The sequence below is a fragment of the Salipaludibacillus keqinensis genome (genome assembly GCF_003226325.1).
Taxonomy (GTDB): Bacteria; Bacillota; Bacilli; order Bacillales; family Salisediminibacteriaceae; genus Salipaludibacillus; species Salipaludibacillus keqinensis.
Map to the genome: position 1 here is coordinate 155,718 of NZ_PDOD01000005.1, position 23,601 is coordinate 179,318.

At 39.5% G+C, this 23,601-nt stretch carries 27 protein-coding genes; 19 read left to right on the forward strand and 8 right to left on the reverse strand.

The genetic code is table 11. The features are described from left to right. Positions 1-70 precede the first annotated feature (70 nt). From CR194_RS17495 to CR194_RS17510, 5 genes are all read left to right on the forward strand, one after another. Entirely contained in the window at positions 71-1,603 is a 1,533-nt protein-coding gene (locus CR194_RS17495) for a BCCT family transporter (protein WP_408640768.1), read from the forward strand. Positions 1,604-1,784: 181 nt separating this feature from the next. Further along, positions 1,785-3,155, forward strand: a complete 1,371-nt coding sequence (locus CR194_RS17500) for a Glu/Leu/Phe/Val family dehydrogenase (protein WP_233254410.1) — start codon at positions 1,785-1,787, stop codon at positions 3,153-3,155. Between the two features lie 51 nt (positions 3,156-3,206). Continuing rightward, positions 3,207-3,329: a hypothetical protein gene (locus CR194_RS20760; RefSeq protein ID WP_269845728.1), complete on the forward strand. Its 123-nt coding sequence runs from the start codon at positions 3,207-3,209 to the stop codon at positions 3,327-3,329. A gap of 91 nt (positions 3,330-3,420) precedes the next feature. Beyond that, entirely contained in the window at positions 3,421-3,609 is a 189-nt protein-coding gene (locus tag CR194_RS17505) for a hypothetical protein (RefSeq protein ID WP_110611441.1), read from the forward strand. A 170-nt stretch (positions 3,610-3,779) separates the two neighbouring features. Further along, complete coding sequence (locus CR194_RS17510) at positions 3,780-4,688, forward strand: superoxide dismutase (protein WP_110611443.1); 909 nt, start codon at positions 3,780-3,782, stop codon at positions 4,686-4,688. Between the two features lie 44 nt (positions 4,689-4,732). Here CR194_RS17510 and CR194_RS17515 read toward each other — a convergent pair whose 3' ends face one another. Next, positions 4,733-5,140 (reverse strand): VOC family protein, encoded by a 408-nt coding sequence (locus CR194_RS17515; protein ID WP_110611445.1) that lies wholly within the window; start codon positions 5,138-5,140, stop codon positions 4,733-4,735. 124 nt (positions 5,141-5,264) lie between these two features. Here CR194_RS17515 and CR194_RS17520 point away from each other — a divergent pair, with 124 nt between their 5' ends. The 5 genes from CR194_RS17520 to CR194_RS17540 all read left to right on the forward strand — a co-directional run bounded on the left by CR194_RS17520 (position 5,265) and on the right by CR194_RS17540 (position 8,972). Further along, positions 5,265-5,675 carry a hypothetical protein gene (locus CR194_RS17520; protein WP_110611447.1) on the forward strand — a complete coding sequence of 137 codons (411 nt, stop codon included), beginning with the start codon at positions 5,265-5,267 and terminating at the stop codon, positions 5,673-5,675. A 131-nt stretch (positions 5,676-5,806) separates the two neighbouring features. After that, on the forward strand, positions 5,807-6,508 hold the full coding sequence (locus tag CR194_RS17525) for a DUF2294 domain-containing protein (RefSeq protein WP_110611449.1): 702 nt from the start codon (positions 5,807-5,809) through the stop codon (positions 6,506-6,508). A 186-nt stretch (positions 6,509-6,694) separates the two neighbouring features. Continuing rightward, positions 6,695-7,996, forward strand: coding sequence for a cyanophycinase (locus tag CR194_RS17530; RefSeq protein WP_110611451.1), 1,302 nt, complete (start codon positions 6,695-6,697; stop codon positions 7,994-7,996). Positions 7,997-8,163: 167 nt separating this feature from the next. Continuing rightward, a complete protein-coding gene (locus tag CR194_RS17535) occupies positions 8,164-8,346 on the forward strand; it encodes a hypothetical protein (RefSeq protein ID WP_110611453.1) in 183 nt (60 codons plus the stop codon). A gap of 116 nt (positions 8,347-8,462) precedes the next feature. Continuing rightward, positions 8,463-8,972 (forward strand): type 1 glutamine amidotransferase domain-containing protein, encoded by a 510-nt coding sequence (locus tag CR194_RS17540; protein ID WP_110611455.1) that lies wholly within the window; start codon positions 8,463-8,465, stop codon positions 8,970-8,972. A gap of 67 nt (positions 8,973-9,039) precedes the next feature. On the opposite strand, the gene CR194_RS17545 is transcribed toward CR194_RS17540, so the two are convergent. Then, positions 9,040-10,080, reverse strand: a complete 1,041-nt coding sequence (locus CR194_RS17545; protein WP_110611457.1) for an outer membrane lipoprotein-sorting protein — start codon at positions 10,078-10,080, stop codon at positions 9,040-9,042. Between the two features lie 151 nt (positions 10,081-10,231). Between CR194_RS17545 and CR194_RS17550 the strand changes: the two genes are divergently transcribed. Next, positions 10,232-10,930 carry a YwaF family protein gene (locus tag CR194_RS17550; RefSeq protein ID WP_110611459.1) on the forward strand — a complete coding sequence of 233 codons (699 nt, stop codon included), beginning with the start codon at positions 10,232-10,234 and terminating at the stop codon, positions 10,928-10,930. 24 nt (positions 10,931-10,954) lie between these two features. On the opposite strand, the gene CR194_RS17555 is transcribed toward CR194_RS17550, so the two are convergent. Together CR194_RS17555 and CR194_RS17560 are read right to left on the reverse strand one after the other, a co-directional pair. Further along, positions 10,955-11,944, reverse strand: a complete 990-nt coding sequence (locus CR194_RS17555; protein ID WP_110611461.1) for an oxidoreductase — start codon at positions 11,942-11,944, stop codon at positions 10,955-10,957. Between the two features lie 109 nt (positions 11,945-12,053). Then, a complete protein-coding gene (locus CR194_RS17560) occupies positions 12,054-12,575 on the reverse strand; it encodes a DUF3231 family protein (protein ID WP_110611463.1) in 522 nt (173 codons plus the stop codon). A gap of 286 nt (positions 12,576-12,861) precedes the next feature. Here CR194_RS17560 and hutP point away from each other — a divergent pair, with 286 nt between their 5' ends. The 6 genes from hutP to CR194_RS17590 all read left to right on the forward strand — a co-directional run bounded on the left by hutP (position 12,862) and on the right by CR194_RS17590 (position 20,104). Continuing rightward, the gene (gene hutP, locus CR194_RS17565; protein ID WP_110611465.1) at positions 12,862-13,305 is read left to right on the forward strand and encodes a hut operon transcriptional regulator HutP; all 444 of its coding nucleotides are present in this window, start codon (positions 12,862-12,864) and stop codon (positions 13,303-13,305) included. Between the two features lie 123 nt (positions 13,306-13,428). After that, complete coding sequence (gene hutH, locus CR194_RS17570; protein ID WP_110611756.1) at positions 13,429-14,952, forward strand: histidine ammonia-lyase; 1,524 nt, start codon at positions 13,429-13,431, stop codon at positions 14,950-14,952. A gap of 13 nt (positions 14,953-14,965) precedes the next feature. Continuing rightward, the gene (gene hutU / locus CR194_RS17575; protein WP_110611467.1) at positions 14,966-16,630 is read left to right on the forward strand and encodes a urocanate hydratase; all 1,665 of its coding nucleotides are present in this window, start codon (positions 14,966-14,968) and stop codon (positions 16,628-16,630) included. A 14-nt stretch (positions 16,631-16,644) separates the two neighbouring features. Further along, entirely contained in the window at positions 16,645-17,907 is a 1,263-nt protein-coding gene (gene hutI / locus CR194_RS17580) for an imidazolonepropionase (protein ID WP_110611469.1), read from the forward strand. Next, the gene (gene hutG / locus CR194_RS17585; protein ID WP_110611471.1) at positions 17,900-18,865 is read left to right on the forward strand and encodes a formimidoylglutamase; all 966 of its coding nucleotides are present in this window, start codon (positions 17,900-17,902) and stop codon (positions 18,863-18,865) included. Before hutI ends, hutG begins: the two co-directional genes overlap by 8 nt. Positions 18,866-19,378: 513 nt before the next feature. Continuing rightward, positions 19,379-20,104, forward strand: coding sequence for a class I SAM-dependent methyltransferase (locus CR194_RS17590; protein WP_158282305.1), 726 nt, complete (start codon positions 19,379-19,381; stop codon positions 20,102-20,104). Positions 20,105-20,134: 30 nt separating this feature from the next. Here the strand turns inward: CR194_RS17590 and CR194_RS17595 are convergent, their stop codons facing one another. Further along, entirely contained in the window at positions 20,135-20,335 is a 201-nt protein-coding gene (locus tag CR194_RS17595) for a DUF2188 domain-containing protein (RefSeq protein ID WP_110611475.1), read from the reverse strand. A 217-nt stretch (positions 20,336-20,552) separates the two neighbouring features. Between CR194_RS17595 and CR194_RS17600 the strand changes: the two genes are divergently transcribed. Beyond that, on the forward strand, positions 20,553-21,149 hold the full coding sequence (locus CR194_RS17600) for a trimeric intracellular cation channel family protein (RefSeq protein ID WP_110611758.1): 597 nt from the start codon (positions 20,553-20,555) through the stop codon (positions 21,147-21,149). A gap of 98 nt (positions 21,150-21,247) precedes the next feature. Here the strand turns inward: CR194_RS17600 and CR194_RS17605 are convergent, their stop codons facing one another. The 3 genes from CR194_RS17605 to CR194_RS17615 all read right to left on the reverse strand — a co-directional run bounded on the left by CR194_RS17605 (position 21,248) and on the right by CR194_RS17615 (position 22,797). Continuing rightward, complete coding sequence (locus CR194_RS17605) at positions 21,248-21,592, reverse strand: general stress protein (protein ID WP_110611477.1); 345 nt, start codon at positions 21,590-21,592, stop codon at positions 21,248-21,250. A gap of 169 nt (positions 21,593-21,761) precedes the next feature. Then, the gene (locus CR194_RS17610; RefSeq protein ID WP_110611479.1) at positions 21,762-22,106 is read right to left on the reverse strand and encodes a hypothetical protein; all 345 of its coding nucleotides are present in this window, start codon (positions 22,104-22,106) and stop codon (positions 21,762-21,764) included. A gap of 124 nt (positions 22,107-22,230) precedes the next feature. After that, positions 22,231-22,797, reverse strand: coding sequence for a DUF1836 domain-containing protein (locus tag CR194_RS17615; RefSeq protein WP_110611481.1), 567 nt, complete (start codon positions 22,795-22,797; stop codon positions 22,231-22,233). A 141-nt stretch (positions 22,798-22,938) separates the two neighbouring features. Between CR194_RS17615 and trhA the strand changes: the two genes are divergently transcribed. Further along, on the forward strand, positions 22,939-23,586 hold the full coding sequence (trhA, locus tag CR194_RS17620; protein WP_110611483.1) for a PAQR family membrane homeostasis protein TrhA: 648 nt from the start codon (positions 22,939-22,941) through the stop codon (positions 23,584-23,586). Positions 23,587-23,601 lie beyond the last annotated feature (15 nt).

A 23,601-nucleotide genomic window follows, 5' to 3' on the forward strand; every position in this document is an offset into this window, starting at 1 on the left:
CAATTTGTTATAATAATGCCTTGTGTAATTTCGACATAATTAGACACAATCATTTAACTTTAGGAGGCTCATTGTGTATTCTCAAAATAAAATTGACTGGCCTGTGATGGCCATTAGCGGAGGTTTACTTCTCACATTTGTTATCGCTTCGGTGATGAATGCATCACTAGTAGGTAACATAGTGGACGCATCATTCCAGTTTTCAGCTACGTATTTCGGGGCTTTTTGGCAAGTATTAATGCTGTTGACGTTTCTTATTGCTATATTTATTGCTTTTTCAAAATATGGAAATGTCAAACTAGGAAATAAGGAGAACCCTGAACTTAGTACATTTAAATGGATTTCAATCATTATGTGTACACTGTTAGCTGGGGGCGGAGTCTTTTGGGCAGCTGCGGAACCAATGTACCACTTTATAACGACACCGCCTATGTATGGAGATGTAACAGCAGGTACTGAAGAAGCTGTTGTTCCAGCGCTAACTCAATCCTTTTTAGACTGGGGATTTTTGGCTTGGGCGATCTTAGGAACGCTAAGTGCCATTGTTATGATGTATGGTCATTTTCATAAAGGTATGCCATTAAAACCAAGAACGCTTCTCTATCCGATGTTCGGAGAAAAAATCATGAAAAAGAGTATCTTAGGAACGTTTGTGGATGCTTTTTCCATTATCGCTGTTGCAGCGGGTACAATTGGTCCGATTGGTTTTTTAGGACTTCAAGCTGCCTATGGAATGGACGCCTTATTTGGAATTCCAAACACATTTTTAACACAGTTATTAATTATATTTGGTCTGATCATGATCGCATCGATTTCAGCTGTAACGGGAGTCCATCGTGGCATCCAAATTTTAAGTCGATTTAACGTTATTTTTACCTTTATTCTCATTTTGCTCGTTTTACTTTTAGGACCTGGTGCGTTTATTTTTGATTCATTTATTGGATCTTTCGGTGTGTATATTAGTGATTTCTTCACGAATAGTTTATATCGAGGCGATACAGAATGGTTATCTTTCTGGACGATCTTCTTCTGGGGTTGGTTTATCGGTTATGGTCCAATGATGGCTATTTTTATTAGCAGAATATCTCGAGGGAGAACAATCCGCCAACTCGTGACAGCTGTTGCGATCATTGCTCCGATTGTCACGAACTTCTGGTTCTCTGTAGTTGGTGGATCAGGTATTTTCTATGAACTGCAAAATGCGGGTTCCGTATCTGAACCGTTAGAAACGGGTGGGATGCCAGCTGCTATGATTGCTATAGTGCAACAAATACCCTTTGGCACAGCTCTCGCTGCAGCTTTCTTACTTGTGACTGTAGTGTTCGTTGCTACAACAAGTGATTCCATGTCGTATACGATTTCAATGGCCTTAACAGGAGGAGGAGATCCGTCAAGTGGTCTTCGCGTATTCTGGGCTGTTATCATGGGGGCTGTAGCTTCTGTTCTGTTATTTATAGGAGAAGGGACTATTGATGCCCTGCAATCGTTTATCGTCTTTACGGCTGTTCCTGTTTCACTCATCTTGTTACCGATGTTGTGGCTAGCTCCACGTGTAGCAGGGACAATGGCCCGAGAGCAAGGTTTGATTCATACAAAAAAATAAAATAATCATTTTATGACTACTCTAAACAGGGGTTAACCGTACTGATCGTCGGTTTCCCTGTTTTTCTTTAGTTTAATTCCATAGTTAAAGTGGGAAAAAAGACTGTAAGCGTTTTTACTCATTTAAGAAAGGAATGATTGACATGTCCATAAAAGAAACTCAGCAAACAATCGAGAGCATCATGAACCAACTTTTGGACGATAAACAATTTCTCCCTGAAGAAAAAGATGATAGACGACGAAAAGTATTTGAGTCAGGAAAAGAAATCCTAACAACAACAGATAAAGTGATCAAAAGTTACATACGTGTTTCAAGAGACAGTCGTGAAATTGTTCGTATACCAGCTTATCGAATACAACATAATAACATTGCAGGCTTCTATAAAGGTGGCATCCGGTTTAACGAAAATGTAAGCGAAGAAGAAGTTGAGAATCTAGCTGTGCTTATGACATTGAAAAATGCCTTACACGAACTACCTTATGGAGGAGCGAAGGGCGGAGTCGTCATTAATCCTAAAGAGTTTTCAGACCGTGAGTTGAATTTAGTTTCAAAAAAGTATGTACAGCGGTTTGCGCCGGATATTGGACCTACACATGACATTCCTGCCCCTGATATGGGGACGAATGAAAGAGTCATGGACTGGATGATTGGGGAATATAAGACGATTCATCCGGGACAAAATTATTTAGGGGCCTTCACAGGAAAAAGTATTGGTAACGGTGGAGCCTTAGGTAGGAGAGAAGCGACTGGAAAAGGAACGTTTCACAGTTATTTTTGGCTCATTCATGAGTGGGCGAGAAGGCAAAAAGAAACAGAAGAGAAACTTGGTACCGGTGTACACCTAAAACAGTTTAATAAGCTAAAAAAAATATTCGAAAAAAGTGATCGTGGAGAGCCTATTCAAGTAGCCGTCCAAGGGTTTGGGAATGTAGGTGGGGTAGCTGCGCAAATGGCTCACCGTTGCAAAGAATTGAAACATCATGTTGTCGCTGTGAGTGATCACTTAGGAACTTTGTACAATAAAAATGGATTAAATATTGAAAAATTGATTTCTTATCACGAGAGACACGAACAGTTACCTCACACAAAGAAAGAGCTTGAAAAGGAAGAAATTGACGCTGAATTACTTCACAGAGACGATATCATCACTCTTGAAATGGATGTTTTTATTTTAGCTGCAATTGAGGATCAAATTAATGAAGCTAACATGAAGGATGTGAAGGCAGATATTTTCGTGGAAGGGGCTAATGCTCCGATTACCTCAGCTGCTGATGAATACCTTCATGAGCAAGGAAAAGTCGTGATTCCTGACATCCTTGCCAATGCTGGTGGGGTAATGGTTTCTTATCTTGAATGGAAACAAGATCGTATAACACAATTGTATTCACAAGAGGAAGTACTGGATGAAATGTACGGTCAGATGTCGAGAAGCTGTGAGAAAGTATTTGCTGAGTATTTTTATAAAGAGCTATCTGGAATTAGAAACACATGTTACTTAAGTGCGCTGAAACATTTATTTTTACTCCTTTACAAGCATGGGAAACTATTTTAATTATGAAAAATATTGAGAAAAGAAGACTAAGTCGTTTAGGTTGAAGTTGGAGTGGGAACGTATAAAGTATCAAGTGATAAAGCATATCAGAAAGGGATGACAAATATGATTCGAACTATTTTAATGATTATTGGAGCGATCGTCGTAATTAGTGCACTTCTAACGATGTTGTAAAAGTTGCGTGAAGTTGGTTTCGGCCTTACATTATTATTATGATTTAATGGTGAAAAATAACTAGAATGGATGAACAGGAGGGATTCCATTTATGAATAAAAACGAAGACAAGCGCAAAACTGAGGAAAAATTTAAATCTGATAAAGAAAAGCAAATGGAGCGAGATCAGTCAGTGATGCCGATCGATGAACTTCCTTTAGAAGATGTTAAATTAGAAGAAGAAGAGCAAAAACAAAAAAATAAACATAAATCAAAAAAAAGATCCTCAACAGATAAGTAAGGTTAAAGCCGGGCAACCGGCTTTAACCTTTTTTTGTGACTAATAGAGTGGTCTATGCAAAAAAGAGGAATGTATGAGTATATACGAATTTCTTCACGTTATTTAGCACTCCTCTTCGTGTTTGTTCATAGTATGCTATGGAAAAAACGTTAGGAGTGAGATCGACGAATATGGATCATAACTGGCACGTTTATGTAAGTAAAGTAGACGAATGGATGACAAACCTTGAACAACAAGCCGAAAAGAAATTAGAACACCCTTTCGCTCAAGGGAAGTATTTCTTTAGAGAGTTAGAAAGTTTAAAGAAATTAAGAAGCAAATTATTTGAGGCAAATAGGGGTTCTTCTGTGGATCTTGCCTTTACGCATCAAGTGGAGCGGGTAGAAAGAGCGTATGAGCAAGTAGTTTGTATATTAGAAAATTCTCGCAATGAACAAATATTATCAAATCAACCTGTGCCGATAGGCGGTCATAGGCTTCCGCCTCTTCCTTATAGCTATGACGCATTAGAACCGGTAATCGCAGAGGAAATCATGCGTTTACACCATCTAGAACACCATCAAAGTTATGTGGATGGGTTGAATAAAGCTGAAAGAGAAATGCAGAATGCAAGGGAAACGGATAATTATGATCTCATTCGTCACTGGGAAAGAGAAGCGGCCTTTCATGGTGCAGGGCATTATCTGCATACAATGTTTTGGGCAAATATGAGCCCAACAGGGGGCGGTGAGCCAACAGGAGAACTAAGCCAACAAATAATCCAAGATTTTGGTAGTTATGAAATGTTTAAGCGTCATTTCAGTGAAGCGGCAAAAAAGGTTCAAGGAGCCGGTTGGGCTTTGTTAGTATGGTCGCCAAGGGCTAACCGTTTAGAAATTCTTCAAGCGGAATTTCATCATTTGCTTAGCCAACAAGATGCCATTCCTTTATTAGGATTGGATGTTTGGGAACATGCCTATTACTTGCAGTATAAAAATAACCGTGGTGAATATGTAGACAAATTCTGGTCGATTATAGACTGGGAAAATGTCAACGATCGATTTGAACAGGCACGGAAACTTCAGTGGGAATCATTTTAATAAAAAGAGGTGTTCGTTAAAAGTAACGAGCACCTTATTTCAATTTACTCTGCCATATGAGGTGAACCTTCCTCAGGCTGAAGAAATTCGATTCGATTCCCATCAGGGTCTTTCACCCAACATTGATAATTTTTACCGACCCCTTTTTTCGGTGCAACATCCAGTGAGATACCATGAGAGGTTAAGTGATTTGCAATTTCATGGATGTCAGCGACGCGAATACAGAGGTGATGAAAGCCGATCTGTTGATCCACAGATTCAGACTCATTTTTTCCGCCATGAAATAACTCAATAAATTGTTGCGGACCAACTTGAACATACTCAATCCACGGGTTACCTTCCTGATCATTTACATGAAACGCATGTTTTAAACCGAGAATGTCACGGTAAAAATAAAGTGATCTATCCATGTATTTCACTGTGATCGCCACATGAGCAAGTCCTATTATCATGATCGTCCCTCCTCTTAAAAAGTTGAAAAATCTATAGATCATATTCTATCACATGTGAGCGAACAAGCAGCTGACATAGATAGAAAAATCCATCAGGTTGAAATGAGTTGCACATTCCTGTACAATGAAACTTGATTGGAAAACAATAGCGTTTCTAATTTTAGGAAGACGTTTAGAAGATAAGTTGAATGAAGACAACTTTCATGAATATAATTTAGGTGGAAATGTTTCGGACGACAGAGCCGAACATAAGCCGAAGAGGAGCAGCCAACATGCGTGGTGTATCCTTTTCGGCTTTTTTGTTTTTCATTTTTCATTATCGAACGAGAGAGGAGCATTTATGCAATATCTTATTGATCATGAAAAAAAGTCTATTCACCGAACGACATATGCCAATGACAGATGTAATTTTCACAAAACAGATGTGAAAGAAAGGGAATTTACACACAATATGGGATATATAGAAAAATTAAAAATAGTTGAAAAGTACAAAGAATGCGAGCACTGTAATCTATTATCAGCAAAACCTATTTAATAAAGTGTTCTTAGCGTTGTGTCTTTATATTACGAAGAAACTTGAGTATAATAAAAGAAACGGATTCGCAGTAAATTTGGTTGTACTGACATAATTCCTGGAAATTTACCATAAAGAGGTTGTGTACAAAGATGATTACAAATGATGCTAAAGTTCATTCTCAAATTTCAAGTTACATGGGGCGATTGCTAAGAGAGAAGTTCGGAAAAGGACCAACGTCGGTTTTTGTAACGATTAAAAAGCCTTATTTGACGATTTATTTAACAGACTTTCTTGCGCCGATGGAACGAGTACTTCTTGAGAAAGGTGAAAGAAAACGTGTAGAAGAAACACGGGACTTACTGATGGAGGAACTGCTGCCTGAAATCAAACAAGAATTAAAAGAAATCGGCGGTTTAGAGGTAGATGCCCTCCATTATGACTGGAGTCTAGACAATCGATCAGGAATCGTGTTTGGCTTAATCAAGGATGGTGCGGGTGTACAAGGAGATTCAGGATTAACAAAAGTGGATGAAGAGAAATTTTACCATGAAATAGAACGGGCAAGCCAAAAAGGTCAGAAAATTCCTGAGAAGACGGAAGTGTTTTGGTTAAACGACCGGACAATCATAGCCAAAAGAACAGGTATTTTAGTCAAGATAGAAAGTGAACTTATAAATAATCATTTTATTAAAGAGTTGAAACTAACTAAACGTCCAATGGAGAAAAAGCTAGTCGATCAAAAGCGGCTTGAAAATATATTGAATAAAAAAATTCTTGATACGTTTGTTGACTGGAATTTTGAAAAAGATATTGGTTACTTTGTGTTTGTAACATCTGCAAAAAAAGATTAATAAAATCAGCCTTTTCGAATAGGGCTGATTTTTTTGTGCTTGTTATTTACAATACCTGTTAAAATCTGTATCAATTATGTAGACCAATAGGCCTATATCTGTCGAATATATTCCTAATTTTCAGAAAAAACAGTTTTTATGCATTTATTCATATTAAAATGTATAAAACGGGAGGAGGCGATTTGAATGAGACTAAAAGCAGGTAAAATATTTCTTGTACTCATTCTTCTAGTAAGTGGAAATTTCTTTTTCTTTTCTTCAAGTGGTGAGGCAGCGAGAGGGAGTCATCTCGTCATTATTGGTGGCTCTTTAGGCAGTGGCGATGGAGCCGATGAAATCTATGAGACGATGGTGGAGCTGTCAGGTGGAACTGAAGGTAAGATAGGCGTAATCACAGCTAGCAGTTATCCTTATGATTGGGATTGTGAAGATTTTGGTGAGTCTACAGATGGGGGGTGTAACGATCCGGACGTAAGCAATAGTAAAATGAATGCTAATTACTATATTGACGCTTTTGCTGACTATGGAATAGAAGCAGAATGGGTGCCGGTTGATATCGCGAATATCGAGGTAGGAGATAGTGAAGAATGGGCTGAACGCATCGATAATGGAGAATTTTCTGGGTTTTTTCTTGGAGGGGGAGATCAGTCGAGGTACATAACTTCTCTCGTTCGTGAAAATGATCAAGGAGACTGGACAGATTCTGCCGTCCTAGGCGCCATTCGAGCTAAATTTGAAGAAGGTAAGCTCATGATTGCAGGGTCTTCTGCAGGAGCGGCAGTACAAGCATCAGAGTACATGATAACAGGCGGAGATAGTTACCGTGGAATTACTGAAGGATCTTTAGAAGGTTACCACAGTGATGGAAGTATTCTAGGATATTATGAAGAAGGAGGATTAGGATTCTTCTCCTATGGTCTCATAGATAGTCACTTCTCTGAACGAGCAAGAGAAGGAAGAATGATCAGGTTAGCAGCGGATGTTGGCGTTGGTAAAGTTTATGGTGTAGACGAAACAACAGCATTGGTTGTGAGAAACGCCAATCATCCAGCTGTAGATATGGAAGTTGTAGGTGAAAACGGCGTACAAATTTTTGATTTGAATAAAGCGGAGGTTCACCAAGGTGAGTCGGATGGAGAGTGGGCCATTGATCAAGTGAAATCGACATACTTGCATCATGGTGATCACTATAAACCTAATCAAGGTACAGTTATATTTAATTCTAAAAGTAAACCTTATCGAAACGGGAATGCAGAGATTAGTGAACATGATGATATTTTTTACGAACGAAATGCATACAAAAATTTAACACGAGAACTTGTCACATCTTCAAGGAATCAACTTACGGGATACTCGTTTGAAGATTCTCCGAGGTATGAATTAACCGCCTCAAAAACGAATCAAACAAAAGTAAGGATGAACACCCAGTTTGGACAAGATCAATGGTCATATGACGGAGTGATGGTAAAAATCAACCCTACTAAATAAGGTTAGTAATATATTTGACCATAAAATAGTTATTTTCAGTGATGCAATATCTCACAAAATGTGCAGGAGTGATCGAATACTCCTGCGCATTTCTATTTGAATTTCACGATTAATTTCATGATAAGGGGGGTATTGATTGTATAGATATAAATAGGGAGGGTCTTCAGATGAAAAAATATAAAGTGATTGTTTTAGATGAAGAAGGAAATGAACGGGCATTGGAATCGAATAAAGAAGAAGAAACGTTAACAGAAATGATTTTTTACTCAGAAGAAAGTAAAATTTACTTTTACGAAGATATGAAAGGAAAGTTTCCCGATTGCTCAATAAAAATGATGCTATGTCAATAAATTCAATCAAACGACTTCGAGCTGTTATAACTGTAACGGCTCTTTTATTATGTTTCAAGTTTAATGTCAAGGGTATACAAAATATGAGATTATTTACAGAAAGGATGATGAGATTCATGAGTAAAATTGCTTGTGTCATGACAAATATGTTTGAGGATTCCGAATATACATCTCCTTTGAAAGCATTTCAAGACAAAGGTCATGAGGTTGTTGTCATCGGTTCAGAATCTGGAAAGGAAATAGAAGGGAAGAATGGTGAAGCGAAGACGAAAGTAGATGTAGGAATTGAAGATGCTAACGCAAGTGACTATGACGCCTTGTTTATTCCTGGGGGATTCTCACCGGATATATTGCGGGCTGATGATCAGTTCGTAGAGTTCTCAAAACATTTTATACTAAAAGATAAACCGGTTTTTGCAATTTGTCACGGGCCACAGCTTCTAATCACGGCCGATGTTCTCCACGGGAGAAAATTAACAGGATTCAAGTCGATCTTAATGGATCTTCGTCATGCCGGGGCAAATGTTTTTGATGAAGAAGTGGTTGTCTGTGGAAATCTAGTAACGAGTCGTACACCAGATGATCTAGAAGCTTTTAATCGAGAATCCGTCAAACAACTTCAATAATAAGGGTAAAGTAAAATCTCCAGTTTAGGTAACTGGAGATTTTTTTGAAGGTGTAAGATAAATGTCATTACTCTATACCTTCAGCTATTTGCATAAGTTCTTTCTTGGATATGGAGTCGGTTGAAGAAATTAATTGAAGTTGATATGGTCCAGTGTCCCATGAAAGTAAATGAGTGCCCATCATATCTGAGTATTGCCCTTTATACCGTCCTACTTCGACTTCCTCGCTGCTCTCCTCATCATTAAAGTGAGCATCGTTCCGATCTTGAAAAATAGACAACATGAAATAGTCCCCGGCAGAATTAGTGTACTCAAGTATACTTTCCTCAATGTCACTTAAATAAAGGGCATTTTCTAATTCAAAGTCTTTAGGTAAATAGGTTAATTCGGGCACTTCATAGTTTGTCTGATTATCTAGTTCTGTCAACGATAAGCTTGTTGGCATATAATCATCAATTGTTTGAATAGAAGCACCATCAGGTATATCGAATGTAAAGAGGTCATGGTTTAATTCCACGTTGAATTCAACATAATCATAGACCATTTCTGAACGGAATCCATCCTCTTCCCATATCATTTTTAAGGGCATATAAGTTTCTTCATCTATCCAAATTTCATACAGACCATTAAATTGAGATTCAACTTCATCGTTATCAGGAGTTAAAGTTAAATGAATGGTTGAGCGGTCAGCAATAGTTTCAGTTCCAGTTGCTAAAACTTCATTAGAATTCATCATTTCAGTTAACATATCACGGATCATATCCGTTTCGTCAGGCATTTCTTCAGACAAATCTGCTGACTCTTCGTAAACAATGACTGTATTGTCTTGAGCATTGTAAGACCATGACTGCTCCCCGTTGGAAACATAGATGTGTCCCTCATCCATTTCCATACGATGCTTGTTTGGTTTAACATGCCATTCTTTGTAAGCCATCTCTTCTTGCTCGTCATTAAACATATAAGTGCTCGTAACTTCAGCATAATAACTATTTAAATTTTCTTGAGCTTCAACAGCTTTTTCTATAATTTCTTCCGTGTCTTCAATAGCGCACCCGGCTGAAATGAAGCCAAGCATTGAACTGCTTAGAAGTAATAACCACCCTTTCATATTGATCCCCCTGTATCATTAAATATCATTTTTTTTCAATCAATTTACTATTATACTTGATTAAAATTGTATTTTCAGGTTGTTTTATAGAAAATAGGAGAAAAGTACCGTATCTGAAAGAGGGAATACCCACTGGAAGGAGGTTAAAAAAATGTGGTTCGGAGGAGATTCTTCAGCAGCACCTTTTACGATGTTTTCTTTTCAGCATGGAATAATGATAGCTCTCCTCATTGGAGTGACAGCAGCATTGTACAAGCATAGGCGTGAAGAGACTTATCGTAAATGGGAGATTAGTATTGGCATGTCTTTAATTATGATGGAAGTTAGCTATCAAACATGGCTTTTTTATACCGGAAATTGGCATGTTAGTCACGCATTGCCATTAGAGTTAAGCAATATAAGTGTCTTGCTTGTTATTTTATTATTATTAACTAGAAACCGTCTCGTGTTTGAAATTGTATTTTTGGTTGGAATTAGTGGGGCCTTGCAGGCAATAATCACGCCAGTATTAAGTTTTGGTTGGCCACATTTTCGATTCTGGCACTTTTTCTATACGCATCTTATGGTTATTTGGGTCGTTTTTTACTTTTTATGGTATAGACATTTTCCTTTAACTTTGTGGAGCGTGCTAAAGGCGATGGTTTTTTTAAATGTTTTATTACCTTTTATTTATTTTACGAATGTTATGTTCGAAGGAAATTATTGGTTTATAAAGAGGAAACCAGCAGGAGGAAGTTTGTTGGATTTTTTAGGGCCTCACCCATGGTATATCCTAAGTATGGAAGTAGCCGCCTTTGTCTTTTTTATGATTTTATGGATTCTATTTGGGAATAAGAAAAGGATTACCTGAAACATTCAGGTAATCCATACTGAGCTAGCCCATCTTAACAAGAATGCGACCTCGCACGTTGCTTTGAGAGATATCCTTAAGCGCTTTTGGTAATTGATCCATGTTAATTTCTGTAGCGATTTCTTCTAGATGATCAGGTTTCAAGTCTGTCGCAGCTCGTTCCCAGACGTTCAATCGAAGCTCCATTGGACAGAATCCCGAATCAATTCCAAGTAAATCAACTCCCCTTAATATAAAGGGCATGACTGTTACCGGCAAATCCGCACCAGCGGTTAGTCCACTGACGGCAACCGCCCCACCTTGTTTAGTGGAACTTAAAATAGAAGCTAGGGGTCGCCCACCAGTCGGATCAACTGCCGCAGCCCATCGTTGTTCCTGGAGAGGTTTTATTTTTTCTGGTGTGACATCTTCGCGGTTAATGATTTCTTCGGCACCGAGTGCTTTTAAATAAGGATGTTCAGATTTTTTTCCTGTACTGGCTGTGATTGAATAACCTCGTTTACTTAACATAGACACAGCCATACTCCCTACTCCGCCGGTGGCCCCGGTGACTAAAACAGGTTTGTCCTTTGTTGTCAATCCACTTTCTTCTAAACGATGAACCGATAAAGCCGCAGTGAAACCAGCGGTACCTATAATCATCGCTTCCCTTGTAGATAGACCATCTGGGAGAGGAACGACCCATTTAGCAGGCACTCGAGCGAATTCACTGTATCCGCCATCATGACCTACTCCTAACTCATAACTCGTCACAATGACGTGATCGCCCGGTTTAAAAGCAGAATCTTCAGATGATGTGACTTCTCCAGCTAAGTCTATGCCTGGAACGATAGGGTAATTTTTAGCTACTTTCGTTTTTGCGTTTAACGCCAAGGCGTCTTTGAAGTTCACTCCAGAATAGTGAACCTTAATGGTTACTTCGCCCGTTGGTAAATCATCAAATGCTCGTTCGACAATTTGTCCTTCGCCGTCACCAGTTGTTACAAAAGCTTTGAATGTTTTCGTTTCAGTCATATGTAAAAACCTCCCCTAAAAGTTAATCTTATCTTCTATTTTGACTGGTTAAATGAGAACTGTCCAGTGGGGAGGCGTTAATAAAATTAAACAGCAAAAGGAAATCTTCTTAAGTTGTTTGCATTTCCTTCGGCTTTTGCACTTCTAATGGCGGCGGTACTAACCAACCCTTTTCTTTATTCAATTTCAATAAATTCAAGGCATCACGAGCTTTCGCTTGATGGAATTGTCCATACATTGTGGCAATATCTTCTCTAGTACATTGGCCCATCACAGTGCTACAAGCAACAAGACCCGTTGCAAGGGTATTTGAAATAACCATAGCGATTTCTGGGTCGTTAAACCTTGCCCCAGGAGGAATGTCTTCAATATTTGCTTGAGGTCGTTCTGGAGGAGTCGGTGGTAACCCGATTCCATTCTTCTTAAGCAGAGCATCCACTTCCTGTTCTTCTTGACGGGCGGTGTCGATCAAGTTTCGGATTTGCTTTTTCAGGTCGTCATCACCACAGTGGTTTTGATAAATTTCAAACGTGGCAATGGCCGATTTAACTACGCTTGAGTAAGTCCATGTGTTAAATATCTCACCGTAATGCATTGGTTCATTTTGCTGATTTCCACTTAATATTCCCATTATAATCCTCCTCTTATTTGATCAATGATGGCCTAATTGACGAAGTTATGACCACATTTACTATCATGTGAATTAAACACAGGTTCATCCGTTGAAAATTATGGAGGCAGTCAAGATTCAATCGTCCAAACTTTAATCGAATAATATGAGACGATAACCTGCACATTAAGTTCAATTACGATTAAAAGACAATTGACTACTCGGTAGAAAGCGCTTACAATTAAATTATAATTTACAATTTTTTCATTTGTTTAGATAGTAGATGTTAGGAAAGCGTTGTGGTTTTATGACACTGAATAATGATCGTCGAATTGGGCGTTACGCGGTGCTTTTATTGATCAGTGAAGATCCCAAAGAAACAAAGGATTCCATTGAGCGTCTTGGATGGAGAGCCTGTTCAGGTAAAGTAGGGTCCATGGAAGCAAGTAAAGTCGTAGCAGCCATTGAAACCGCTGCTAGAAAAAATGACATTGTGCAAACAGGACTTTACAGAGAAAGTCATGCACTTTATCATGCCATTATTGAAGCTCTTCAAGGAGTGACGAGGGGGCAAGTTCAATTAGGATCGGTGTTACGTACAGTCGGTTTACGCTTTGCAGTTGTTCGGGGCAAACCTTATAACAACTCGGAAGAAGGGGAATGGATTGCCGTTTCACTTTACGGGACGATTGGTGCTCCAATCAAAGGAGCGGAACACGAAACGATTGGCATGGGAATCAATCACATATAAATACAGCCTATAGATACGAGTGGAATTCAGGAGGCTATATGAAAAAAACCGTTGCGGTTTTCTCATATAGCCTCCTTTTTATATTCCTTTCGTGAAGTAGAGCAAGGAAGTGAGGAAAAGAAGATGATTACTTTAACAGGTGAAACGTTGAATTTCGCTCAGCTAAAGCGGATTTTGTACGAAAAAGAAAAAGTAAAAGCATCAGATGAGAGCATGGAAAAGGTAATAAAATCAAGACAGTCTGTAGAAAAAATTGTGAATGACGGAAAGGTCGTTTATGGGATTACAACAGGGTTCGGGAAGTTTAGTGATGTGTTTATTCAGAAAAAAGATGTAGAGACGTTGCAACTAAATTTGATTCATTCTCACGCTTGTGGGCTAGGAGACCCGTTTCCTGAATCCGTTTCGAGAGCAATGCTCTTGCTACGGGCTAATGCATTGTTAAAGGGATTTTCAGGTGTTCGACCAGTAGTTATTGAACGATTATTGGAATTAATTAATAAACAAGTCCACCCGGTTATTCCTCAAAAGGGATCACTAGGAGCCAGTGGGGATTTGGCCCCTCTCTCCCATTTAGCTCTTGTGTTAATAGGAGAGGGAGAAGTGTTTTATAAGGGCAACCGGCAACCGGCACTAGATGTGCTTACAAAGGAGCAAATCTTTCCGATTAGACTTACGGCGAAAGAAGGATTGGCATTAATTAATGGAACACAGGCGATGACCGCCATGGGAGTCGTTGGCTATATGGAAGCTGAAATGCTCGTTTATCAGTCGGAATTAATTGCTTCGGTTACTCTTGAAGGATTGAATGGAATCATTGACGCCTTTGATGACGACGTCCATCAGGCGAGAGGGTATCAAGAACAAATAGACGTGGCCAAAAGGATACGTGGCTATTTAACGGATAGTCGTTTAGTCACTCGACAAGGAGAGGTGCGTGTTCAGGATGCTTACTCCCTTCGCTGTATTCCTCAAGTGCATGGGGCCTCTTGGCAAGCTCTTGAGTATGTAAAAGATAAATTAAAAATAGAAATGAATGCAGCAACAGATAATCCTTTGATTTTTGATGATGGTGAGAAAGTAATCTCAGGGGGGAATTTCCATGGTCAGCCTATTGCTTTGGCGATGGATTTTATGACCATCGCAATCGCAGAGATTGGCAACATTTCAGAACGAAGAATTGAGCGACTTGTCAATCCTCAGTTAAATGATTTACCGCCGTTTTTAAGTCCTGAGCCCGGTTTGCAATCTGGTGCGATGATTATGCAATATGCAGCGGCATCACTTGTCTCAGAAAATAAAACATTTGCTCACCCTGCTAGTGTGGACTCCATTCCTTCTTCAGCAAATCAGGAAGATCATGTGAGTATGGGGACAATTGCCTCAAGACATGCCTACGAAGTCATCAACAACGTAAGGAGAGTGCTAGCTGTGGAGGCGATTTGTGCAATGCAGGCCGTTGAATACCGAGGAATAGAGAAGATGGCAACGGCGACAAAGGCATTCTTCCATCAAGGACGAAAAATTGTGCCAACAATCAACAAAGATCGTGTTTTTTCAAAGGATATGGAAGCGATGGCAACGTGGCTCAAAAGAGCAAAAATTACCATTCATTCCACTAAAAATCAATCGTTAAATCTTTCATAAGGAGGAGAGGTAGATGAGCAGTAAACGACCTATGGTGAAAGCACGAACGGGACTTGAAAAGGAATGCAAAGGTTGGGAGCAAGAAGCTGTATTACGAATGTTACGCAATAATTTGGATCCAGCCGTTGCAGAGAAACCGGAAGACTTGATTGTCTACGGTGGAAAGGGGAAGGCGGCAAGAAATTGGGCTTCGTACGATGCGATTGTCTGCTCATTGAAAGAATTAGAGGCGGATGAGACATTATTAATTCAATCAGGAAAGCCTGTAGGCAAATTCAGAACACATGATCAGGCGCCACGAGTTCTTCTGTCAAACTCTGTTCTTGTCCCTAAATGGGCAAATTGGGAACATTTCAACCAGCTGGAAAAAGAAGGATTGATGATGTACGGCCAAATGACGGCCGGAAGCTGGATTTATATTGGAACGCAAGGGATTTTACAAGGAACGTACGAAACGTTTGCTGAAATTGCCAGACAGCACTTTGGAGGAAGTTTAAAAGGAACCATTACTCTCACGGCGGGGCTCGGAGGAATGGGAGGGGCTCAACCGCTAGCAGTAACGATGAACGACGGAGTGGTCATCGCAGTAGATGTAGACGAAAAAAGAATTCTTAAAAGATTGGAAACGAAGTATTGTGACAAATCAACCCAATCTATAGAGGAAGCGATAAGGTGGGCAATTGAGGCAAAGAAGGCAGGTAAACCGTTGTCGATCGGTCTCGTTGGTCATGCATCTTCGACCCTCCATGAGGTCCTCGCCAAAGGAATCAAGATTGATATTGTAACCGATCAAACATCAGCCCATGATCCACTGGTCGGTTATATCCCAGAAGGACATTCTCTAGAAGAAGCAAACAGACTGCGTCAACATGATCCACAAGAGTATTTAGCGTTGGCGAAGTCTAGTATGAAAAAACATGTAGAAGCGATGGTGCAATTTCAAAAACAAGGATCAGTCGTGTTTGATTACGGCAATAATATTCGGCAAGTAGCAAAAGATGAAGGATTAAAAGAGGCATTTAATTTCCCAGGATTCGTACCTGCTTATATTCGACCCCAGTTCTGCGAGGGTAAAGGTCCATTTCGTTGGGTGGCACTATCGGGAGACCCAGAAGATATTTACAGGACAGACAGGCTGATTAAAGAACTGTTTCCTGAAAATAAGGCTCTCTGTCGCTGGATTGATATGGCTCAAGAGAAAGTTTCATTTCAAGGGCTACCTGCACGAATTTGTTGGTTAGGATATGGGGATCGACAGAAAATGGGGTTGGCTATTAATGAACTGGTTCGAAAGGGGGAGCTAAAAGCACCAATTGTGATTGGTAGAGATCATCTCGATTGCGGTTCTGTAGCTTCCCCGAATAGAGAAACAGAAGCAATGCTTGATGGGAGCGACGCGGTTGGAGATTGGGCCGTCTTGAATGCATTGATTAATACAGCAGCGGGAGCAAGCTGGGTATCGTTCCACCATGGGGGAGGTGTTGGCATGGGATACTCCTTGCACGGAGGAATGGTCGTCGTTGCCGATGGAACGGAGCTGGCTCATCAACGTTTGGAACGGGTCTTGACGACAGATCCAGGAATGGGAATTATCCGCCATGCTGATGCTGGATATGATAAGGCACGGGAAGTAGCCAAGGAGAAAAACGTTATCATTCCAATGGATATAATTGAATAGAGGAGGCGGAGATTTTGACTGAACAAATGGATATCGTGTTGATGAATATAGGGCAATTATTGACGATGGACTCTCAAGGTCCGAAAAAAGGGAAGGCAATGGGGGAGTTAGAGTTCATCGAAGGAGCGGTTTTAGGAATAAAGGATGGAGAAATACGTTTCGTAGGAAAACAAGAGGAAAAGAAGGATCTTTTGGCGGCGAAAATCATTGATTGCGAGCGAAAACTTGTCACACCAGGTCTCGTAGATCCACACACTCATGCTGTTTTTGGCGGTTCCAGAGAACACGAAATGGCTTTAAAGCAGCAAGGAGTGCCTTACTTGGATATCTTAAAACAAGGAGGAGGCATTTTATCTACGGTAGAAGCCACTCGTGAGACTTCTGAAATGGAACTGTTTGAAAAATCAACGTTTTACCTCGATCGAATGCTATCTCTCGGTACGACAACAGCTGAAATCAAGAGTGGCTACGGACTGAATGAAGATACAGAATTAAAGCAGCTTCGTGTAACAAAGAAGCTTCAACAGAAACACGCGATGGACGTCGTGTCTACCTTTTTAGGGGCACACGCTATTCCACCATCTCACCGAGACAAGCCGGACGAATTTCTACAAGAGATGGTGGGAATGTTCCAACAAGTAAAAGAGGAACAATTAGCGGATTACGTCGATATTTTCACGGAAACTGGTGTTTTTACTGTGGAACAGTCCAAGGAGTATTTAAGTAAGGCGAAAGAGTACGGATTTGGATTGAAAATCCACGCAGACGAAATTGATCCGTTAGGTGGAACGGAAATGGCAGCTGAATTGGGAGCAGTATCAGCGGATCATTTGGTCGGATCCACTGATAAAGGAATTAAAAAAATGGCCCAATCAGGTACGGTAGCGGTGTTGCTGCCAGGAACCACCTTTTACTTAGGAAAACATACGTATGCTAGAGCGAGAAAAATGATCGATGAAGGGGTGATTGTTTCCCTTGCTACTGATTTTAATCCAGGGAGTTCGCCGACAGAAAATTTACAATTAATTATGACGATCGCTGCTTTGCAACTGAAAATGTCCCCTGAAGAAATCTGGAATGCTGTGACGGTAAATGCGGCTCATGCTATTGGAAAAAGCGAAGAAGCAGGGCAAATTATGATGGGTAGAAAAGCAGATGTGGTGATTTGGGATGCGCCGAACTACAAGTACATTCCCTATCATTACGGAGTCAATCATGTGAATACTGTCATAAAAAAAGGAAGAATCCTCTACCAGAGGGGGAAGATCTATGGCTGATCATCCTTATTTGCAAGAAGCCGGTGCAGGATTCAAGGATCGTTATTTAACTAAAGTTAGCGAGATCATAAAGGAGTACAAGAAGGACAAGGGCCAAATAGAAGGAGCGGGCATGATAGGGGCACCTTTATCCAAGTCTTCGATTAGTCACTCTGGTGCCTGCTTAGCGCCTCAAACGATCAGAAATGCTTTAGGTGCTTTCACTACGTATGCCATTGAAGAAGATATAGATATTTCTCAAGTTCCTCTGTATGATGTTGGGGACGTTGAGATGCATATGACAGATATCGCTCAGTCTCAACAGCGTATTTTCGAGACGGTGACAAGTATTTTTCGGGCAAATCCAAGCTGGCTACCCATTGTACTAGGAGGAGATAATTCAGTCTCCTTTCCAGCGATTAAAGCTTATGCAGAAAACAAAGGAACAGTCGGGGTTATTCAGTTCGACGCTCATCACGACGTTAGGAACTTGGAAGACGGTGGACCGACAAATGGAACACCTTTTCGAAGTTTGCTGGAATCAAAGGTCATTGAAGGAAAAAATTTAGTTCAAGTTGGAATTCGGGATTTTTCCAATAGTAAAACGTATCGTAGATATGTAGAAGAGCAAGGAGGTCAAATTTATACGATGAAAGATGTGAGGGAGCGGAAAATAACAGAAATATTGTCGGAGGCAATGGCCGACTTAGTCTCGAGGGTGGATTCGGTATATGTTTCGCTAGATATGGATGTGGTAGACCAGTCCCAAGCACCAGGTTGTCCTGCGATCGGACCAGGGGGCATGGATACCCGTGAATTGTTTGAAGGCATATCCTATTTAGGCTCACTAAAGTTGGTAGGTGGCTTGGAAATCGTTGAAATTGATCCTACGGTAGATATTCGGGACATGACGAGTAGAGTCGCTGCCCATGTCATTCTGCACTTTTTGAAAGCAAAATCTATATGTAAAGCACTATAATGTTATAAACGTAAAAACCCTAAGCGACTTGTAGGGTGGTTCATGGAGGTTCTGTAGAGAACCCTGGCCTGGTTAAAATCCTAATAATACTCGTTTTTCTATTATCCTTATTTCATTTTCATCGGTTAGTATACAAAGTAAGCAAAGACGATTGATCTGATGGGTCATGATCGTTGGATATTGAAGATGTTGACGGTGAGGAAATCAAAATCAAACATGATTGGTCTTAATCAAACTAAGTGAACAAGAAAAGCAGAGGCTAAAAAGACCCTCTGCTTTTTAGTTGTATGTGATAATATTAGAGGAGGAATGCAAGCCAACTGAAGAATAATTCACCCTTAAGTTCCGATACATAAGCATTCAGTTTCTTTGAAAATGTCCAAATGTCAACAAAGAGATGGACGAATTATAAGTGTAATAAACCTCGAAATCTAAGTGTTTTCATTCTTTGAATTAGGAAATAAAATCATGATCAAATAGGAAAGAGAGGACGGTAAGATGGAGTTCTATACCATGTTAAGTAAATACTATGACGATATTTTTTCGACTAAAGAAAAAGCGGTTACTTGTATCCAAGAAGAAATTCCTTTGCATCGGGAGGCCCGGTTGTTGGATTTAGCAGCTGGTACTGGGAACGAGGCACTATATCTAGGAGCAGCGGGGTACGATGTCACGGCGACCGATTTGAATCCTGTGATGGTTGAAGCAATGAAGAAAAAAGCGAAAAATCAATCTGTTCATGTCACAGTGAAAAGTCAGGATATGACACAGCTGAATCAATCTAACTTCAATAAAATGGATGGAATCTATTGCATCGGAAATTCTTTCGCTCATTTACAGAATCTTGATGAAATGCTTCAGGTCTTCGAAGGCGCATACCAATTGTTGAAACCAGGAGGCACATTTATCATACAGATCGTTAATTACGATAGGATTTACGCACAGAAGATCACTGCACTGCCAATTATTAAAAACAAGGAAAAACGACTCGATTTTCAAAGGCATTATCAATTAAAAGGAAATGATTTATTGTTTCAAATGAGATTAACGGTGGAGGGGGATGATGGTAAAAAAGAAACCTATGATAACGAGACTACTCTCTTCCCATTAAAACGAGCTCAGTTTGAAACGTTAGCTCAAGAATCACCGTTCCATTCATGGAATGTTTACGGAGATTTTTCGAGAAATACATTTTCAAATAAATCACCAGCATTAGTAGGAATATTAACAAAAGCATGACCAACAGATTGGTCATGCTTAGCAATGTTCTTATTTAAAGTTATGCTCGTCTTCCACTTCGTTTAAATGATTGTAAACGACTAGTCGACTTGGTTTGTTTTCTTCAGCAATTTTTTTGCCTGCCTCAACTGCATCTACTTTCTTGTCGTAGTCTTGCTCAGGTGCTACGTCTTCGATTTTTACAAACCATGCATCGGCATCTTTATTTGGTCTTACTGTGTATTCTTTCATTAAAAAACACTCCTTCTATAATAATTAACTCTACTTTGGCTGTTCCCACATCATTTTCCCAGTAAACTTGAAATGTTAAAACGAATTTATTATTGGAGAATAGGCGTTTCTTCTTGATCATTTAGCGATCTTCCCCTAAACTTGAAAAGTGTTTGGAATCTAGTAGGAATACTTGTTCTAAAACGGGGCAGGTATGAGAAATAGAAAGAAGGAAGTTATTGTGTGGGAAGTATTGAATGTGATAGGCACGATCGCTTTTGCACTTAGCGGAGTACTCGTGGCAATGGAAGAGCGTTATGATCTCATGGGTGTATATATACTAGGCTTTATTACCGCATTTGGCGGAGGTGCCGTGCGTAATTTACTCATAGGAGTTCCTGTATCTGAGCTTTGGGAGCAAGGAACATTATTTACCGTTGCCTTTGTTGTGATGACTTTGGCTTTTGTCTTTCCGAGAATTGTTCGTTGGACTTTACTTAGGAGAGGTGTCTTTTTCGATGCGATTGGTCTTGGTGCTTTTTCTGTCCAAGGAGCACTCTATGCTTATTCCATGGGGCATCCACTAAGTGCATGTATTGCAGCGGCGGCGCTAACTGGTACAGGAGGCGGAATGATTCGGGACATGTTAGCTGGACGCAAACCGTTATTCCTACAGAAAGAAATTTATATCGCTTGGACTCTAATTCCTGGTATCACCGTAGGATTAGGATGGTTGACGGGTCCTATTGAAGTGTTATTTATCGTGGCAGCAGTTGTAAGTTTACGGCTATGTTCGGTGTATTATAAATGGAAACTACCCAATCGAGCTGTGTAATCTGATTTTCATAAACATAGAAAAACCAAGCTTGGAAACCCCAGCTTGGTTTTTCATTTTCGTTCATTCTATTATCTGGAAATATTATTATCGGTTGATTAAAAGTCCACGCCTACTGGCGCATCTTTCACGACAACAATGACTTTACCTTCATCTAATTTACCCTCTAAAGCGTCAGATTCTTCTTGCGTAAATCCGACTTCATTAAACTTAGCTCGTAACTCGTCACCTTTTTTACGGAAAACGTTTTTAGCTGCAGTACCAAAATCTTGTTCATTTAGACCAATCGTATTCGCATCAGCATTGTCAGCTACACGATCTGTACGGTCATCATCATGAGTTACTACGTAAATGTTTTCAGCATCTATTCCTTTCTCTTTTAAAGATGAAACGGATCCAACAACTTCTTCGTCGTTATGAAATTCTTTGTAAATTAAACTCATTATCTTCATTCCTCCATAATCATTTTTTTAATTGACTATGGTTGTTCTTTTCCATAAAAGAAGAAATATTAAACTTATTTTTAAATGTTTTGGTAAAAATAGGCTTCATGGACTATAAAAGTGTTCTGAGGTGTTGGAAAGAAAAGGGCGGTTGATGTGTTTTCAGTTACTACACTTCTTTTAACTGAAATTGTGGCAGGTGAACCTTCTTAATTGATTCAATGAAGGAACGTTGGTAAGAGACGGAGGACTTTTTAACAATGAAGAGAATTTTATTAAATCCATCTTCATTGAATGTGTGGTATATTTTTTCCAAAAGGGGGACTTGTTCGTCGTTCTCTATAATTAAGTCTGTGCAGTCTACTTCGATGTCGTACTCTGAGACGGGAATCAAATGAATTTCTTTATTATACTCCTTGAAAAATTCCCGCGTGTCTTGCCTTGAAAAAGAACCCTCGATCTTCACATTCAATCTGTTATCGTAGGGATTGATATTAATATAACTATTTCCCAAAATAAATCATCTCCTTTTTTTGGGAGTTGCTTACAATTCAATCATACGGGGATTTAACTTAAAGATCAAGGGTAGCCACAATTTTTGACTGTTTTATAGATAGTGGGCTTGGAAAGACACGATATTAATTAATTGATGGCAATTGATCAATTAACTTTTCGGCAGTCTTACGGTAAAGGTTACTCATGTTAATCAACGAGAGGATCGTCAGCACTTGCTGGACATATTCGTCTCCTTCAATATCTTTTACTTGTTCTGTAACTTTCAAGAGGTGTCTATTCATTTCGTCAGAAAATTCGGAAGCGTTACTAGAAGAAAGGTGAAGATATCGAGAATAGAAGTCTTCAATATCAGCCCCATCTTCGCTTGTTTCAGTATTAATGTGAGTAAGAATTTTTTTAATATCGTTGATAGATAATGCTCCTTTTAATTCATAAATTAGTCCGAGTAGCATGACGTGATCTTTAGAATATCGTTTGTTTTTGATAGGAAGGAGCAGGCCTCCTTTCGCATAGTTGTTAATCATTGTTTTCGTAAGGATTTTGTCATTGTCATGACGCTTAGAGTCGGCGAATGTTTTATCAAACAGTTGAATCACTTGATCCATGTAAAGATCCAGATCAGGAATGTTTTCGATCGCCACTTGATTGTCTAAACGTAAATTTTGCAGTAACTCATTTAATGATTTCATCATTTTCCTCCGATAGGACTGTTATGGATTTTTCTTTATTATACGATTTTTTTGGATCTTAGTAAACGTTGACCATTACATGTAGTTATTATATACTTATAAGTAGTTATTAAAACTACTTGATGTTATAGGGGGATTCAAATGAACACTTTTATTCGTGAACCAGTGAATGGATTGACACATTTAGCTGGAGCTTTGTTATCATTTGTCGGGCTTATTGCCATGGTTGTGAAGGTTTCAATGGATGGGGCAGCACCTCTTGAATTAACGGCTGTACTGATCTTTGGCGTTAGTTTGATTTTGTTGTACTCGGCATCAGCAACGTATCACATGGTAATGGCCAAGGATCGGGTGATTGCCTTTTTTAGACGGATGGATCACTCGATGATTTATGTGCTCATTGCAGGAACTTACACTCCTTTTTGCTTAATTGCTTTAAATGGAACTACAGGTTGGACATTGTTCGGGATCGTATCCATGTTTGCAGCTGTTGGCGTCGTATTTAAAATGGTCTGGTTTGAGTGTCCAAGATGGCTTTCTACAGGCTTATATATTGCCATGGGCTGGATGATTGTGTTGTTCATTATTCCTTTATCAGAAGTTCTTGTAGCACAAGGATTGGCTCTGCTCGTTGCAGGGGGAGTGCTTTACACATTAGGTGGGGTGATTTACGGATCAAAACCTGAATGGCTAACGTTTAAGCATTTCGGTTATCACGAGATCTTCCACTTATTTATCTTAGTGGGGAGTCTCGCTCATTTTCTAAGTGTTTATTTTTATGTGATCTAGAAGAAGAGAATGGAT

Excerpts from the sequence above, each read along its gene's own strand:
- hutH (WP_110611756.1), top strand. The coding sequence starts at position 13,429 with ATGATTACTTTAACAGGTGAAACGTTGAATTTCGCTCAGCTAAAGCGG.
- CR194_RS17590 (WP_158282305.1), top strand. The coding sequence starts at position 19,379 with ATGTTAAGTAAATACTATGACGATATTTTTTCGACTAAAGAAAAAGCG.
- hutU (WP_110611467.1), top strand. The coding sequence starts at position 14,966 with ATGAGCAGTAAACGACCTATGGTGAAAGCACGAACGGGACTTGAAAAG.
- hutG (WP_110611471.1), top strand. The coding sequence starts at position 17,900 with ATGGCTGATCATCCTTATTTGCAAGAAGCCGGTGCAGGATTCAAGGAT.
- CR194_RS17525 (WP_110611449.1), top strand. The coding sequence starts at position 5,807 with ATGATTACAAATGATGCTAAAGTTCATTCTCAAATTTCAAGTTACATG.
- CR194_RS17545 (WP_110611457.1), bottom strand. The coding sequence starts at position 10,080 with ATGAAAGGGTGGTTATTACTTCTAAGCAGTTCAATGCTTGGCTTCATT.
- CR194_RS17615 (WP_110611481.1), bottom strand. The coding sequence starts at position 22,797 with ATGAAATCATTAAATGAGTTACTGCAAAATTTACGTTTAGACAATCAA.
- CR194_RS17520 (WP_110611447.1), top strand. The coding sequence starts at position 5,265 with ATGAAACTTGATTGGAAAACAATAGCGTTTCTAATTTTAGGAAGACGT.
- CR194_RS17555 (WP_110611461.1), bottom strand. The coding sequence starts at position 11,944 with ATGACTGAAACGAAAACATTCAAAGCTTTTGTAACAACTGGTGACGGC.
- CR194_RS17530 (WP_110611451.1), top strand. The coding sequence starts at position 6,695 with ATGAGACTAAAAGCAGGTAAAATATTTCTTGTACTCATTCTTCTAGTA.
- CR194_RS17540 (WP_110611455.1), top strand. The coding sequence starts at position 8,463 with ATGAGTAAAATTGCTTGTGTCATGACAAATATGTTTGAGGATTCCGAA.
- CR194_RS17510 (WP_110611443.1), top strand. The coding sequence starts at position 3,780 with ATGGATCATAACTGGCACGTTTATGTAAGTAAAGTAGACGAATGGATG.
- CR194_RS17595 (WP_110611475.1), bottom strand. The coding sequence starts at position 20,335 with ATGAAAGAATACACAGTAAGACCAAATAAAGATGCCGATGCATGGTTT.
- CR194_RS17605 (WP_110611477.1), bottom strand. The coding sequence starts at position 21,592 with ATGAGTTTAATTTACAAAGAATTTCATAACGACGAAGAAGTTGTTGGA.
- CR194_RS17550 (WP_110611459.1), top strand. The coding sequence starts at position 10,232 with ATGTGGTTCGGAGGAGATTCTTCAGCAGCACCTTTTACGATGTTTTCT.
- CR194_RS17500 (WP_233254410.1), top strand. The coding sequence starts at position 1,785 with ATGAACCAACTTTTGGACGATAAACAATTTCTCCCTGAAGAAAAAGAT.
- CR194_RS17505 (WP_110611441.1), top strand. The coding sequence starts at position 3,421 with ATGAATAAAAACGAAGACAAGCGCAAAACTGAGGAAAAATTTAAATCT.
- hutP (WP_110611465.1), top strand. The coding sequence starts at position 12,862 with ATGACACTGAATAATGATCGTCGAATTGGGCGTTACGCGGTGCTTTTA.
- CR194_RS17535 (WP_110611453.1), top strand. The coding sequence starts at position 8,164 with ATGAAAAAATATAAAGTGATTGTTTTAGATGAAGAAGGAAATGAACGG.
- CR194_RS17560 (WP_110611463.1), bottom strand. The coding sequence starts at position 12,575 with ATGGGAATATTAAGTGGAAATCAGCAAAATGAACCAATGCATTACGGT.
- trhA (WP_110611483.1), top strand. The coding sequence starts at position 22,939 with ATGAACACTTTTATTCGTGAACCAGTGAATGGATTGACACATTTAGCT.
- CR194_RS17515 (WP_110611445.1), bottom strand. The coding sequence starts at position 5,140 with ATGATAATAGGACTTGCTCATGTGGCGATCACAGTGAAATACATGGAT.